Origin of the sequence: Amycolatopsis balhimycina FH 1894, from assembly GCF_000384295.1 — a bacterium.
Lineage (GTDB): Bacteria > Actinomycetota > Actinomycetes > Mycobacteriales > Pseudonocardiaceae > Amycolatopsis > Amycolatopsis balhimycina.
This window is the reverse complement of record NZ_KB913037.1, coordinates 6,164,644-6,178,862: the sequence shown is the minus strand read 5'-3', so window position 1 is coordinate 6,178,862 and position 14,219 is coordinate 6,164,644. Positions and strand designations below refer to the sequence as shown.

Sequence of the window (14,219 nt, the reverse complement as noted above, 5' to 3'; positions counted from 1 at the left end):
ACTAGTCTGCGCCGTATAGTCCACGTGGAATAACCGACATGGAGGGATCACGTCATGGCCTCGGCCAAGCTGACGCCGCTCGGGATCGCCGTGCTGGAGCTGCTCCACGAGAAGCCCATGCACCCGTACGAGATGGCCCAGCTCATGCGCGAGCGGTACGTCGACACGCGGGTCAACGTCAAGGCGGGCTCGCTGTACCACACCGTGGAGCGCCTGCACCGCAGCGGCTTCGTCGAGGTTGTCGACACCCAGCGTGACGGCAGGCGGCCGGAACGGACCGTCTACGGCATGACGCAGAGCGGGCTGGACGAGTTCAACCAGCGCGGCCGCGAACTGCTGGGGGACGTCATCAAGGAATACCCCGCGTTCCTGTCCGGGCTCGCCGTCATCGACGAGCTGGGCCGGGAGGCATCCCTGCTCGAACTCGAACACCGGGTCACGCGGCTGCGGGCCGGCGTCGCTGCCGACCAGGCCGTCCTGGACCACCTCGCCGGGGACGGGACGCCGGAGATCTACTGGCTGGACTGGCGTTACCAGTGCGACCACCGGAAGTTCGAGCTGGAGTGGACCGAGCGGCTCCTCGAAGACCTGCAGTCCGGGCGGATCCCGTTCCACGACAGCGACAAAGAAACGCACCTCACGCTCATCACCAAGGAAGACGACGATGAACGCAAGACAAGCTAACCCGTGGGCCGCGCTCGGCGCGCTGTGCCTGGGTTTCTTCATGATCCTGCTCGACACGACGATCGTTTCGATCGCGATCCCGACCATGCTGCGCGAACTGGGCGCCGGGCTGAACTCGATCGTCTGGGTGATCAGCGTCTACCTGCTGACCTACGCCGTGCCGATGCTGTTCACCAGCCGGCTCGGCGACCGCTTCGGCCCGAAGCGCGTCTTCCTCGCCGGGCTCGTCGTGTTCACCGGCGCGTCGCTGTGGTGCGGCCTGTCCGGCAACGTCGAAATGCTCATCGCCGCGCGGGCCGTGCAGGGGCTCGGCGCCGCGCTGATGACGCCGCAGACGCTCGCGTTCATCACGCACCTGTTCCCGCCGTCGAAGCGCGGCCCGGCGATGGGCATGTGGGGCGGCGTCGCGGGGCTGGCGACGATCGCGGGCCCGCTGCTCGGCGGCGTGCTGGTGGACCACTTCGGCTGGGAGTGGATCTTCTTCGTCAACGTGCCGATCGGCGTGGTCGCCATCGTGCTCACGCTGCTGCTGGTGCCGGACTGGCAGCCGAAGCACGCGCACGCGTTCGACCTGCTGGGCATCCTGCTCTCGAGCGCGGCGCTGCTGTGCATCGTGTTCGGCGTCCAGAACGGCCAGCAGTACGACTGGGGCACGGTCTTCGGCGGCGTCACGGTGTTCGAGATCATCGGTGCCGGCGTGGTGCTGATGGTCGCGTTCGTCTTGTGGCAGCGGGTCAACAAGCGTGAGCCGCTGCTGCCGCTGCAGGTGTTCTCGAACCGGAACTTCTCGGCCGGGACGCTCACCGCGGCCACCGTCGGCTTCGCGATGACCGGCATGTTCCTGCCGCTGGTCATCTACATCCAGTCCGTGCTCGGCCTGACCCCGACGACGGCGGGCCTGCTGACCGCGCCGATGTCGCTGCTGGCCGGGATCGTGGCGCCGTTCGTCGGGAACCTGTCGGACAAGATGAACGGCAAGTACCTGGTGATGTTCGGCCTCACCGCGCTCGCCGCCGGGCTGGGAATCGTCGCGCTGCAGGCGACGCCGGACAGCAGCCCGTGGAGCTTCGTCCCGGCGCTGCTGTTGTGCGGGCTCGGCATCGGCTGCATCTTCTCCCCGATGAGCAACATGACGATGGGGTCGGTCGAGCCGCGGCTGGCCGGGACCGCGTCCGGCATCTTCAACACCGCGCGCCAGGTCGGCGGCGTGCTGGGCAGCGCGGCGATCGGCGTGCTGCTGCAGGCGCGGATCAGCGCGTCCATCGCCGACGAAGCGACGAAGGCGGCGACGCAGCTGCCGGAGCAGTACCGGGCACCGTTCGCCGAAGGGATCGCTCACGCCGCGGCGGGCGCGGGCGAGTTCGGTTCGGCGGGCGGTCCGTCGCCGATGCCCGGCCTGCCCGCGGAGATCGCCGCCCAGGCGGGGAAGCTGGCGACCCAGGCAGTCCACAGTGGACTGACCGACGCGGCCCGCGTGACGATGCTGCTGCCGATGGTCGTGCTCCTGCTCGGCGTGGTTTCGGCGGCGGTGATGCGGAAGGTCGAGCCGCGCTGGAGCACGCCGGCCGCGGCACCCGAGACGGCCGCGGCCTGAACCGCGCAGACCCCCGCTCCGGGTGTCGGGACCGGAGCGGGGGCCTGCACGGACCGCGGGAGCGGTGGTCTAGCGGCGGCGGTAGGACAAGCCGTACCCGTACGGGAACAGGCCCTGCTTCCCGTCACCGGCGTTGATCGGTTCCTGCGACGAGCTCGTCGGCCAGGTGAAGCTCAGCTTCCCGGCCGGGTTGTAGTCGCCGTACAGCACGTCCGCGACGCCGGCGCCTTCCGACCCCGGCAGCCAGGCGGCCACCAAGCCGTTGAACGAAGGCAGCTGCGCGGCGATGTCCAGCGGCCGTCCCGAGACGGTCACGACGACCAGGGGCACCCGCGCGGCCTTCAGCTTGCCGATGAGGGCGAGGTCTTCGGCGTCGAGGCCGAGTCCGTTCGGCCGGTCTCCCTGCCCTTCGGCGTACGGCGTTTCGCCCACCACGGCGACCGCGACCTTGTAGCCGGCGCCGATTCCGTTACCCGCACGGTCATACGTCACTCCCGTACCCTTCCCGGCACCCGCTTTGATGCCGTCGAGGATCGTCGTGCCAGGGATGACCCGCTCGCCGCTCCGGCCCTGCCAGGTGAGCGTCCAGCCGCCCGCCTGGTTGCCCAGGTCGTTCGCGTTCTTCCCGGCCACGAAGATCTTGTTGTCGGTCTTGGCCAGCGGCAGCACGCCGTCGTTCTTCAGCAGCACCTGCGACTCGCGCGCCGCCTGCCGCGCCAGCGCGTGGTGCGCCGCGCTGCCGAAGTCCTTCTGCAGCGAGCGATCGGTGTACGGGTGCTCGAACAGGCCGAGCTCGAACTTCTTCGTGAGGATCCGCCGGTTGGCGTCGTCGATGCGCGCCATCGGGACGTGTCCGTTGAGGACTTCCGCCTTCAGCGTGCTGATGAACTTCAGGTAGTCGTTCGGGACCATGACCATGTCGATGCCGGCGTTGACGGCCTGGCTGACCTCGGCCGGGGTGAAGCCGGACTGCCCGTCGATCTGGTCGATGCCGTTCCAGTCCGAGATCACGTACCCGGAGAAGTGCAGCTCGCCCTTGAGCAGGTCGGTGATCAGGAACTTGTTGCCGTGGTCCTTGACGCCGTTCCAGCTGTTGTAGCTGATCATCACCGAGCCGACGCCGTGGTCGACCGCGGCCTGGAACGGCGGCAGGTGGATCGTCCGCAGCTCGTCGAGGCCGATCTGGGTGTTGCCCTGGTCGACGCCGCCGGTGGTGCCGCCGTCGCCGATGAAGTGCTTGGCCGTGGCCATGATCGACGTCGAAGCGCCGAGCGAGCTGCCCTGCAGGCCCTCGATGACCACGGAGTTCGCGACGGCGTTGGCGGGGATCTCGCCGAAGGACTCGTACGTGCGGCCCCAGCGGTCGTCGCGGGCGACGCACAGGCAGGGCGCGAAGCCCCACTTGACGCCGGTGGCGGCGGCCTCGTCGGCGGTGACGGCGCCGATCTGCCGGACCAGCGCCGGGTCGTTGGCGGCCCCCAGGCCGATGTTGTGCGGGAAGACCGTGGCGCCGTAGGCGTTGTTGTGGCCGTGCACGGTGTCGGAGCCGTAGACGATCGGGATGCCGAGGCCGGTCGACGTCGCCGCGCGCTGGTAGGCGTCGATCATGTCCGCCCACCCGGCCGGCGTGTTCGGCGCCGGCGTGGAACCGCCGCCGGAGAGGATGGAGCCGAGCCGGGCGGCGGCGGACTGGGCGGGCGTCGCGGCCCCGCGCTCGCCCTCGGTCATCTGCCCGATCTTGTCGTCGAGCGTCATCCGCGCCATCAGGTCCTCGACGCGGTCGGACACTGTGGCCTGGGGGTTCTTGTAGAGCGGCGTCGCGGACGCGGACGCCATCGGCAAGAGAGCCGTGCCCGCTAGGAGCAGGCCTGCCAGGACAGTGGTTCGCAATGATCTCGTGGTGCGGAGGAGCAGCATTGGTCTCTCCGGAGACGATCGATATGTTGCGAGCCACAACAAAATAACTCTCCCGCGAAGTGGCGACGGTCACAATTCGGTGACGGCCGCCTGGTCAAGTAAGTTTCAGTCGTGCAGTTCGTCCTCGCCTCCCAGTCCCCCGCCCGGCTCGCCCTCCTGCGCTCCGCGGGCCTCGATCCCGCCGTGTTCGTCTCCGGCGTCGACGAGGACGCCGTCGCCGCCGCCCTGACCGATCCGTCGCCGCCGGAGCTGGTCGCCGCCCTCGCCGCGGCCAAGGCCGAGGCGGTCCTCGACAAGGTCGCCGCGACCCATCCGGACGCCGTCGTCGTCGCCTGCGACTCGATGCTGAACATCGGCGGGCAGATGGTCGGCAAGCCGGGCTCGCCGGACATCGCGCGCCGCCGCTGGGCCGCGATGGCGGGGACATCCGGTGAACTCCTCACCGGGCACGCGGTCGTCCGGCTCGACGGCGGGACGCGCGCGAAGGAGGCGTCCGGCTGGGAATCGACCACCGTCCGGTTCGGCACGCCGAGCGCGGCCGAGATCGACGCCTACGTCGCCAGCGGGGAGCCGCTCCACGTCGCCGGTGGCTTCACGATCGACGGCCTGGGCGGCTGGTTCGTCGAAGGACTAGACGGCGGCCACACGAGCGTCATCGGCATCAGCCTGCCGCTGACGCGCCGGCTGCTGGCCGAGGTCGGCGTCAGCGTCGTCGATCTCTGGCGGCCTCCCGCATCCTGAGAAAGGCGCCACACGAACGGGTGATCCGGAAGAGTCCTCTCTTGCCTAACGTTCTCTTTACCCGGCAAGACTGGAAACTTTCGAGCACCGGAGTCGCCCCGTGTCTTTCGTACGGACATACACCAAGCCGCGGGTGTTCGCGGCCGCGGTTCTCGGCTCTCTCGTCGTCGGTGCCGTCCTCGGTGTCGTCGCGCGGCAGACCGAGGCAGGCTGGCTGACCGACCTCCTCGACCAGATCGGCACGATCTTCACCACGCTGCTGCAGATCGCGGTGATCCCGCTGGTCTTCACGGCGATCGTGGTCGGCATCAACAGCCTCCGCGGCCTCGGCGGCGGGCGCACCGCCGCACGCCTCGGCGGCAAGACGGTGCTGTGGTTCGCGATCACGTCCTTCATCGCGTCGTTGATCGGCATCGCGATCGGCCGGATCTTCAACCCCGGTGCCGGGGGCCTCGGCGGCGTCGAGGCGACCGCCAAGAACGCCGACAAAGCCGCGAAGAGCGTCGACCACTGGGGCTCGTGGGACGCGTTCGTCGACGGGCTGCTGCCGCAGAACTTCGTGAAAGCGTTCTCCGACGGCGAGACGCTGCAGGTGCTGTTCCTGGCGCTGGTCATCGGTGCCGCCGCCTACAGCCTCGGTGACAAGGCGAAACCGTTCGTGGACTTCACGACGAGCGTGTTCGAGATCATCCAGCGCTACCTCGGCTGGATCGTCCGGCTCGCCCCGATCGGCATCGTCGGCCTGATCGGCGCGGCGGTGTCGAACTACGGCGATGCGCTGTTCCGGCCGCTGTTCTCCACCACGCTCGCGGTGTACGTCGGCTGCCTGCTCGTGCTGTTCGTCGTCTACCCGATCCTGCTGCAGTTCGTGGCGAAGGTCAGCCCGCTGAAGTTCTTCGCCAAGGCGGGCACGGCGATCCAGTTCGCGTTCGCTTCGCAGTCTTCGGCCGCGACACTGCCGCTGACCCGCCAGTCCGCGGTGAACCTCGGTGTCCAGCCGGCGTACGCGGCCTTCGCGACCCCGCTCGGCAGCGCGACCAAAATGGACGGCTGCGCGGCGGTCTTCCCGGCGATCGCGGCGATCTTCGTCGCGAACCTGGCCGGGGTGTCACTGAACTTCTGGCAGTACGTCGGCATCGTCGTGGTCGCGGTGGTCGGCGCGCTGGCGACCGCCGGGACCACCGGCTGGCTGACGGCGTTCACGCTGACGACGTCGTTCATCGGCCTCGACGCCAAGCAGGTGGCGCTGGGCCTGGCGCTGATCTACTCGGTCAACCCGATCATGGACATGATGCGCACGGCGACGAACGTCGCGGGTCAGATCGTGGTGCCGACGATCGTGGCGCGCAGCGAAGGCCTCCTCGACGACGACGTCCTCGACTCCCCCACCGACAACCCGCTGCACAGCGACGACGGCTCGACGGCCCGCCACGCGGAACCCGCCCCCGCCTGACCGCAAGTGCGTGAAGGCCACCTTCAGGAACTTGAAGTTCCTGAAGGTGGCCTTCACGGCGTTTCAGGACGGGCAGGCGCGGAGGTCGGCGCGGGTGAGGCGGATGTCCGGCCAGCCGCGCAGGTCCGAGGGTGACGTCACCCGCCGCGTGCAGCCGACCGACCGGCCCACCAGGTCGTACACCTCGCCCAGCACCGGCGCCGCCGCGCACTTCGGGGTGCCGGCCAGCGAGCCCGGGCAGTCGTGGCGGACCACGATCACGTCCGGGCGGCCGTCGGCCGTCACGTCGTAGAGCGACAGCGTCCCGGCGTCCGCGTAGTACGGCTTGCCCGGGTCGCGCCACACTCCCCCGCTGCCGACGAGGAGCTCGCCGTAGGCGGTCCTGCCGTCGGCACCGGCGTCGCCGCGGACCAGGCACGCCGGGGCCGCGCCGTCGATGCAGCGCAGCGAGTTCTGGTCCAGCCGCACGCCGAGCTGGGCGATCGACAGCTCGAAGACCGTTCCCGGCTCGGGACCGACGCGCAGCCGCGCCGCACCCCCCGCCGAGTCGGTCAGCAGCACCACGGGCGTGCCCCCGACCGTCACCGCCGCGAGCTCGCGGCACGGGCTGCCCCCGCAGGTCAGCGCCGGTGCGATCGGCGCGGCCGCGGGTTCGGCCGCCCCGGCGGGCGCCTCCGGCCGCGGCCGCAGCAGGAACACCGCGCCGATCGCGCCGACGGTCACCACCGCGGCCAGCACCGCGGTGAGCAGCGCCGACCGGGGCGTCCGCGCTGCCGTAGTCCGCATAAGACAGAGCGTAAGCCGCTTCGCGAGCGTCTGTCGGCGGCGCCCCGTCGCGATGTGACTGAATCCCCCGGGGGTGCAACCCCCGTACCCCGCCCGTGGGGGCGCCGCCCCCACGGACCCCCCAAAGCCCGGGTGCCCGACGGGGTCACAACTAGCGGAGCGTGTCCGTCTATGTTGTCCCGGTGACGAACCCGAACCTTCCGCCGGCCCTGTACCTCCCCACCGGCCCGGTCAGCACCGAGACCGAAGGCGCGTCGATCGAGCTGCGCCGCACGCCGGACGGCCGCACCGCGCTGGTCGCGTTCACCGCGCTGGACCGGCTGATCGACTGCTGCGGCGAGCACCAGCCGTGGGTCCTGGTGAACACCGAGCACCTGGGCCTGGTCCATTCGGCGAACCCGTACGACGTGATCGTGCTCGACTCGCCGCTGCCCGAGGACCTGCGCCACCGCCCCGTGCACGTCTGAGCGTGGTTCACCTCTCACTCCAGAGACTCACGACGTCATATCCGTAGACTTCCGTGATGCCGCGTGGGCGGTCAGCAATGCAGCTGTCGGACGCAGGAGGTGCGGGGTGGCCGAGCAGGTCGGCGAATCCACGGGTGGTCCGGTGACCAAGATCCTGGTCGCCAACCGTGGCGAAATCGCGGTACGCGTCATCAGGGCCGCCAAAGACGCTGGCCTGGCCAGCGTCGCGGTTTACGCGGACCCGGATCGCGACGCGCCCCACGTCCGCTTGGCCGACGAAGCCTTCGCGCTCGGCGGCACCACGGCCGCCGAGAGCTACCTGAACTTCGACAAGCTCCTGGAAGCCGCCAAGCGCTCGGGCGCCGACTCGGTGCACCCGGGCTACGGCTTCCTCTCCGAGAACGCGGACTTCGCCCAGGCCGTCCTCGACGCCGGGCTGACCTGGATCGGGCCGGGCCCGCAGGCCATCCGCGACCTCGGTGACAAGGTCACCGCCCGCCACATCGCCATGCGCGCGGGCGCGCCGCTGGTGCCGGGCACCAAGGAACCGGTCAAGGACGCCTCCGAGATCATCGCGTTCGCGGACGAGCACGGCCTGCCGGTGGCCATCAAGGCCGCGTTCGGCGGCGGCGGCCGCGGCCTGAAGGTCGCGCGCACCCGCGAAGAGATCCCCGAGCTGTTCGAGTCGGCCACCCGCGAGGCGGTCGCCGCGTTCGGCCGCGGCGAGTGCTTCGTCGAGCGGTACCTGGACAAGCCGCGGCACGTCGAGGCGCAGGTGCTGGCCGACATGCACGGGACCGCGATCGTCGTCGGCACCCGCGACTGCTCGCTGCAGCGGCGGCACCAGAAGCTCGTCGAGGAGGCGCCCGCGCCGTTCCTGAGCGACGATCAGCGCAAGCGCATCCACGAGTCGGCGAAGGCGATCTGCAAGGAAGCCGGCTACTACGGCGCCGGCACGGTCGAGTACCTCGTCGCCGTCGACGGCACGATCTCCTTTCTCGAGGTCAACACCCGGCTGCAGGTCGAACACCCGGTGTCGGAGGAGACGACCGGGCTCGATCTGGTTCGCGAGATGTTCCGCATCGCGCGCGGCGAGAAGCTGCGGATCACCGAAGACCCCGAGCCGCGCGGCCACTCGATCGAGTTCCGCATCAACGGCGAGGACGCCGGCCGCGGCTTCCTGCCCGCGCCGGGCACGGTGACGAAGTTCGTCGCGCCGAGCGGGCCGGGCGTGCGCGTCGACTCCGGCGTCGAGTCCGGCAGCGTCATCGGCGGGCAGTTCGACTCGATGCTGGCGAAGCTGATCGTCACCGGCTCGGACCGGAACAACGCCCTCGAGCGCAGCCGCCGTGCCCTCGCCGAGATGGTCGTCGAAGGCATGGCGACGGTGCTGCCGTTCGACCGCGTGATCGTGAACGACCCGGCGTTCATCGGCGACGAAACCGGCTTCAGCGTGCACACCCGCTGGATCGAGACGGAGTTCGACAACAAGATCGAGCCGTTCGTGGCGCCGGACGTCGAAGCCGCCGAAGAGGAACCACGGCAGAACGTCGTCGTCGAGGTCGGCGGGCGCCGCCTCGAGGTGTCGCTGCCGGGCGGGTTCGCGCTCGAAGGCAGCGGGGGCGGCACCGCCGTCAAGGCGAAGCCGCGCAAGCGCGCCGGCGGCACGAAGGCGGCGGTGAGCGGCGACGCCGTCACGGCGCCGATGCAGGGCACGATCGTGAAGGTGGCCGTCGAAGAGGGCCAGACGGTCGAAGCCGGTGAGTTGATCGTCGTCCTCGAGGCGATGAAGATGGAGAACCCGGTCACCGCACACAAAGCGGGCACCGTCACCGGCCTTTCGGTCGAGGTCGGCGCGGCCGTGACGCAGGGCACGCAGCTTCTCGAGATCAAGTAGGAGTTCGTGACGGATGTCGTGGTGGGCCGCCCCCGGGGCGGCCTACCATCGACTACGTGACCGAAGTCCCGTCTCCGCAGCTGCGGATCAGCGACCAGAACCGCGAATCCGCGCTGTCCGCGCTCGGCGAGCACATGACCGCGGGCCGGATCGACATCGACGAGTACGGCGAGCGCTCGGCCCGGATCACCGCGGCCAAGACGCGCGGCGAGCTCGGCGAGATCTTCGCGGACCTGCCGGTCCCGCACCCGCGTTACGAAGACGCCCCGCAGGCCGTTGCGCCACCCCGGCCCGATGCCGCGCCGGCGCCGCAGCATCCGGCGGCGCCGCCGGCGCAGTGGTCGCCCGCCCAGCGGTTCATCACCGGGTTCCTGCCGCTGGTCTGGATCGCCACGATCGCGCTGATCGCGACCGGCGTGGTGCACGGGACGCTGATCCTCCTCCCGATCGGGCTGAGCGTCTTCGGCCGCGCGATGTGGGGACACGGGCACGACCACCACCGCGACCGCGACCGTCGCGACCGGCACCTGCGCGACCGGGAGCGCCGGCGCGAGCTGCGCGACTCCTACCGCGACCACCGGCGCGGCCTGGACCACTGACCGGCGATGAGCGACATGCGGTTGAGCGACGACGAACGCCAGGACGCCCTGGACGTCCTCGAAGAGCACGTCCGCAGCGGACGCCTCGACATCGACGAGTACGGCGCGCGCTCCGCGAAGGTCACGGCGGCCAAGCGGGTCAGCGAGCTGGTCCCGCTGTTCGACGACCTGCCGTCGCCGCGCCCGAGCGCGTTGCTCAACGGCGTGTCCGCACCCCAGGTGCCGGTGATGTCCGGGGACAACCAGCTGGCGCGCTTCCTGACGGCGAGCGCGGTGCCGATCTCGATCGTCCTCGCGATCGCGGTCCTCATCCTGTCCCGCGGCCGGCTGCTGATCATCTCGGTCGCCTTGCCGCTGGTGATCGCGGCCATCGCGGGGGCCCGCCGCCGTCGCTGAGCCTGCGGGAATCACCGGCGTGATGGGCGTGGTTCCGGGCGTGCCGGGCACGGCCGTCAGCGCCCGGGTTCCGGTGATCCCCGGCTAAACCTCTCCCGGCCGTCACGCGTGTCGGTGCTGTCCGATCGGGGAGGGAGACACGCAAATGAAAGTCAATTCGGTGAAACGCGTCGCCGCAGTGGTGGCCGCCGCGGCGATCACCGCGACGGCGGCCCCAGCGGCCGAGGCCGCGGGGCTCGGGCACTGGCGGGCCGAATTCCTGGCCACGCCCGAGGGGTATCCCGACGCGACCGGGTTCGTCCGGGGGAACGACAGCCACGGCGGGTACGCCGGAAACCTCGTGCTGGGCGAGGCGTCGGTCTTCGTGACGTGGTCGGCGGGACGGCCGGCCGTGCACCCGCTCCCGGACGGCATGGCGCACTTCACGGTCGCCGACGAGAACTCCGCCGGGACGGTGCTCGGGAGCATCACGGACGCCGGCTTCCGGTACCAGGTGGCGCTGTTCGGCCACGGCGGGTTCCGGGTGCTCCCCCGCCCCGCCGACCGGCCCCTGGTGTCGGCGGTCGCGCTGAACGAACGTGGCGACGCCATCGCCCGCGCTACGGCTTCGGACGGCAGCGACCCGGCGGTGCTGCTCTGGCGCGCCGACGACGTCGAGCATCCGGTGGTGATCACCGGGATGCCGTACCTGCAGGCCGCCGACATCGACGACGACGGCACCGTTCTGGTGAACTCCTTCCCGGGCTCGTACCTCTGGCGCGACGGCGAGTTCCGGCAGCTCACCGCCCCGCCAGAAGCGGCGTACCTCTACGCGCAGGCGATCCGGAACGGACAGGTCGTGGGCAACTACGGCACAGCCGACCAGCTCCACGGCGAGGCGGTGCGGTGGCGGTCGCCCGAGCAGCCGGAGATCCTGCCGTCGTCGAGCTCGGGGTGGGGGATCAACCGGTACGGGCTGGTCGTCGGCTACGGCGCGCGGCCCGACCCGTTCGGCCCGCTGGGACCGCTGTCGGTCTGGCTGAACGGCCGGGCGCTGGGACCGCTGCCCCTGCCGCCAGGGTTCTCCCTCGGCGGCGCGAAGGCGGTCGGCGACGACGGGACGATCGCGGGCGTGGTGTCCAACCAGGACCCGACGATGTACGGCGGCCGCCCGGTGGTGTGGCGGTACTCCCTGCGCTGACGGCCTTGATCGCCGGGCCGGGGGCGACGTGCTCCCGGCCTGGCTAGGCTGGGCGGAGTGGAACCGGTGGAGATCAACGCGGGCACGTACTACCTGCGCCAGCTGCGCGCCGACCGGCACATCGACGACCGCCGGGTGCTGATGGAGGCGTTCGCCGACCCGACGCACCGCAAGTACGTGCTGAACTACCGCCTGCGCACCCTGGACGAGGCAACGGAGTACGTGGCGCTGCGCGCGGCCCAGTGGGCGGGCGACGAGCGTTGTTCGTGGGCGATCGCGGAGCCGACCTCGGGCAGGCTCCTGGGCGAGGTGGGCCTCCGCGAACTGGACCTGGACAGGGCGTACGCGGAGGCAACGGTCTGGGTCCACCCGTCCGAGCGCGGCAAGGGCATCGCGACGACGGCGTTGAACGCGGCCCTGCGCTTCGGTTTCGGAGGCCTGGGACTGACCGAGGTGAGCTACCGCCACGAGGAGAGCAACACGGCCTCGGCGATCGTGGCGAAGCGCTGCGGGTTCACGCTGCTGGGCCCGGAGCAGACGCCGGCCCCGACCGGCGAGCGCCTGATCCGCTGGCACCGCACGTCGTGACCACCGCCGAACATCCCCCGCCACTCCCAGGGGGGCGGCCCCGAGGCCAGTCTATCGGCGCCCCCGGACGAAACCCGCTCCGAAGGCGCCCGCAAGCCTCAGGTATCCACAATCGGCCAGGGCTGTGGATAACCGCGCGTGAAGCCTCAGCTCACCGGTTCCACGAGCCCCGCCCGGGCCTCCGGGGCCGCTGACCTCAGCGCGTCCGCCGCTTCGTCGCTCGGCTGGGACTGGGACTTGCGCTCCGCCTCGACCCGGGCCTGGTAGACCTCGATCTCGCGCTTCACCGTTTCGGGGGACCAGCCGAGCACCTCGCCCACCAGTGCCGCCACCTGCTCCGCGCAGTCGACGCCGCGGTGGGCGTACTCGATCGAGATGCGTGTCCGGCGGGCCAGGACGTCCTCCAGGTGCAGCGCCCCTTCGTGCGAAGCCGCGTACACCACTTCGACGCCCAGGTAGTCCGGGGCGTGGTCGATCGGCTTCAGCAGCTCCGGGCGGCCTTCCGCCGAGGCCAGGACCTCGTGGACCAGCGAGCCGTAACGGTCGAGCAGGTGCCTCACCCGGTAGGGGTGCAGGCCGTGCTCAGCGGCCAGGTGGTCGGCCTGGTTGACCAGCGCGTGGTAGCCGTCCGCGCCCAGCAGGGGGACCTTGTCCGTGATCGACGGCTGCGAGCGGCCCGGCAGGTCGACCGCCGCCGCGTCGACGGCGTCCGCCGCCATCACCCGGTATGTCGTGTACTTGCCGCCCGCGATCGCCACCAGGCCCGGCGCCACTCGCGCCACCGCGTGCTCGCGTGAAAGCTTCGACGTCTCTTCGCTCTCCCCCGCCAGCAACGGGCGAAGGCCCGCGTACACGCCTTCGATGTCGTCGTGCGTCAGCGGCGTCGCCAGGACCGTGTTCACGTGCTCGAGGATGTAGTCGATGTCGTGCTTCGTCGCCGCCGGGTGCGCCAAGTCCAGGTTCCAGTCCGTGTCGGTCGTCCCGACGATCCAGTGGTTGCGCCACGGGATCACGAACAGCACCGACTTCTCCGTGCGCAGGATCATCCCCGACTCCGAGACGATCCGGTCGCGCGCGACGACGATGTGCACACCCTTGCTCGCGCGCACCCGGAACCGCCCGCGCCCGCCGGACAGCCGCTGCAGCTCGTCGGTCCAGACGCCGGTGCAGTTGATCACCGCGGCGGCCGAGATCTCTGTTTCGCGCCCGTCCTCGACGTCGCGCACGCGCACACCGGAGACTCGGTCGGCCTCGCGCAGGAACCCGACGACCTGGGTGGACGTCCGCACGACCGCGCCGTAGTGCGCCGCTGTCCTGGCCACCGTCATCGTGTGGCGGGCGTCGTCGGACTGCGCGTCGTAGTAGCGGATCCCGCCGATCAGCGCCGACCGCTTGAGCGCCGGCACCATCCGCAGCGCGCCCGCGCGCGTCAGGTGCTTCTGGCCCGGGACGCTGCGGGCGCCGCCCATCGTGTCGTACATCAGCAGGCCCGCCGCGGTGTACGGCCGCTCCCACACGCGGTGCGTCAGCGGGTACAGGAAGCTGACCGGCTTCACCAGGTGCGGCGCGATCGTCGTCAGCATCAGCTCGCGCTCGCGCAGGGCCTCCCGGACCAGGCCGAATTCGAGCTGCTCCAGGTAGCGCAGGCCGCCGTGGAAGAGCTTGCTCGACCGGCTCGACGTCCCGGACGCGAGGTCACGGGCTTCGACGAGCGCGACCCGGAGCCCGCGCGTCGCGGCGTCGAGCGCGGTACCCGCGCCCACCACGCCGCCGCCGATGACGACGAGGTCGAAGGTCTCGTTGCCGAGCCGTTGCCAGGTCTGTTCCCGCTTGGCCGGGCCCAGTCGAGCCGGGTTGGTCTCCGCTGCGTGCTGCGCGCTGGCCACGTGACACTCCTCCTCGTGCTGGCGAGGCTTC

At 70.8% G+C, this 14,219-nt stretch carries 13 protein-coding genes; 10 read left to right on the top strand and 3 right to left on the bottom strand.

Going from position 1 to position 14,219, the window contains the following annotated elements; all coding sequences use genetic code 11:
- Window positions 1-54 precede the first annotated feature (54 nt).
- Complete coding sequence (locus tag A3CE_RS0128215; protein WP_020643454.1) at window positions 55-684, top strand: PadR family transcriptional regulator; 630 nt, start codon at window positions 55-57, stop codon at window positions 682-684.
- Window positions 665-2,278 carry a DHA2 family efflux MFS transporter permease subunit gene (locus A3CE_RS0128210; protein WP_084641817.1) on the top strand — a complete coding sequence of 538 codons (1,614 nt, stop codon included), beginning with the start codon at window positions 665-667 and terminating at the stop codon, window positions 2,276-2,278. Before A3CE_RS0128215 ends, A3CE_RS0128210 begins: the two co-directional genes overlap by 20 nt.
- A 69-nt stretch (window positions 2,279-2,347) precedes the next feature.
- Here A3CE_RS0128210 and A3CE_RS0128205 read toward each other — a convergent pair whose 3' ends face one another.
- The gene (locus A3CE_RS0128205; protein ID WP_051183791.1) at window positions 2,348-4,195 is read right to left on the bottom strand and encodes a glycoside hydrolase family 3 protein; all 1,848 of its coding nucleotides are present in this window, start codon (window positions 4,193-4,195) and stop codon (window positions 2,348-2,350) included.
- A 111-nt stretch (window positions 4,196-4,306) separates the two neighbouring features.
- Between A3CE_RS0128205 and A3CE_RS0128200 the strand changes: the two genes are divergently transcribed.
- Both A3CE_RS0128200 and A3CE_RS0128195 read left to right on the top strand, forming a co-directional pair.
- Window positions 4,307-4,936 (top strand): Maf family protein, encoded by a 630-nt coding sequence (locus tag A3CE_RS0128200; RefSeq protein WP_020643451.1) that lies wholly within the window; start codon window positions 4,307-4,309, stop codon window positions 4,934-4,936.
- 100 nt (window positions 4,937-5,036) lie between these two features.
- Window positions 5,037-6,389: a dicarboxylate/amino acid:cation symporter gene (locus A3CE_RS0128195; protein WP_026468946.1), complete on the top strand. Its 1,353-nt coding sequence runs from the start codon at window positions 5,037-5,039 to the stop codon at window positions 6,387-6,389.
- A gap of 63 nt (window positions 6,390-6,452) precedes the next feature.
- On the opposite strand, the gene A3CE_RS0128190 is transcribed toward A3CE_RS0128195, so the two are convergent.
- Window positions 6,453-7,175 carry a hypothetical protein gene (locus A3CE_RS0128190; protein ID WP_020643449.1) on the bottom strand — a complete coding sequence of 241 codons (723 nt, stop codon included), beginning with the start codon at window positions 7,173-7,175 and terminating at the stop codon, window positions 6,453-6,455.
- 182 nt (window positions 7,176-7,357) lie between these two features.
- Between A3CE_RS0128190 and A3CE_RS0128185 the strand changes: the two genes are divergently transcribed.
- From A3CE_RS0128185 to A3CE_RS0128160, 6 genes are all read left to right on the top strand, one after another.
- Complete coding sequence (locus A3CE_RS0128185) at window positions 7,358-7,642, top strand: SAV_915 family protein (protein ID WP_020643448.1); 285 nt, start codon at window positions 7,358-7,360, stop codon at window positions 7,640-7,642.
- A 106-nt stretch (window positions 7,643-7,748) separates the two neighbouring features.
- Window positions 7,749-9,539, top strand: coding sequence for an acetyl/propionyl/methylcrotonyl-CoA carboxylase subunit alpha (locus A3CE_RS0128180; RefSeq protein ID WP_020643447.1), 1,791 nt, complete (start codon window positions 7,749-7,751; stop codon window positions 9,537-9,539).
- Window positions 9,540-9,595: 56 nt separating this feature from the next.
- Window positions 9,596-10,138, top strand: coding sequence for a DUF1707 SHOCT-like domain-containing protein (locus A3CE_RS0128175; RefSeq protein ID WP_020643446.1), 543 nt, complete (start codon window positions 9,596-9,598; stop codon window positions 10,136-10,138).
- Between the two features lie 6 nt (window positions 10,139-10,144).
- Window positions 10,145-10,534 carry a DUF1707 SHOCT-like domain-containing protein gene (locus A3CE_RS0128170; protein WP_020643445.1) on the top strand — a complete coding sequence of 130 codons (390 nt, stop codon included), beginning with the start codon at window positions 10,145-10,147 and terminating at the stop codon, window positions 10,532-10,534.
- Window positions 10,535-10,679: 145 nt separating this feature from the next.
- On the top strand, window positions 10,680-11,714 hold the full coding sequence (locus A3CE_RS0128165) for a hypothetical protein (RefSeq protein ID WP_020643444.1): 1,035 nt from the start codon (window positions 10,680-10,682) through the stop codon (window positions 11,712-11,714).
- A 57-nt stretch (window positions 11,715-11,771) separates the two neighbouring features.
- Complete coding sequence (locus A3CE_RS0128160; protein ID WP_020643443.1) at window positions 11,772-12,302, top strand: GNAT family N-acetyltransferase; 531 nt, start codon at window positions 11,772-11,774, stop codon at window positions 12,300-12,302.
- A gap of 146 nt (window positions 12,303-12,448) precedes the next feature.
- On the opposite strand, the gene A3CE_RS0128155 is transcribed toward A3CE_RS0128160, so the two are convergent.
- Window positions 12,449-14,188 (bottom strand): glycerol-3-phosphate dehydrogenase/oxidase, encoded by a 1,740-nt coding sequence (locus tag A3CE_RS0128155; protein WP_020643442.1) that lies wholly within the window; start codon window positions 14,186-14,188, stop codon window positions 12,449-12,451.
- Window positions 14,189-14,219: the final 31 nt, after the last annotated feature.

Coding starts and splice junctions, on each gene's coding strand:
- A3CE_RS0128215 (WP_020643454.1), top strand. CDS start 55: ATGGCCTCGGCCAAGCTGACGCCGCTCGGGATCGCCGTGCTGGAGCTG.
- A3CE_RS0128210 (WP_084641817.1), top strand. CDS start 665: ATGAACGCAAGACAAGCTAACCCGTGGGCCGCGCTCGGCGCGCTGTGC.
- A3CE_RS0128205 (WP_051183791.1), bottom strand. CDS start 4,195: ATGCTGCTCCTCCGCACCACGAGATCATTGCGAACCACTGTCCTGGCA.
- A3CE_RS0128190 (WP_020643449.1), bottom strand. CDS start 7,175: ATGCGGACTACGGCAGCGCGGACGCCCCGGTCGGCGCTGCTCACCGCG.
- A3CE_RS0128170 (WP_020643445.1), top strand. CDS start 10,145: ATGAGCGACATGCGGTTGAGCGACGACGAACGCCAGGACGCCCTGGAC.
- A3CE_RS0128165 (WP_020643444.1), top strand. CDS start 10,680: ATGAAAGTCAATTCGGTGAAACGCGTCGCCGCAGTGGTGGCCGCCGCG.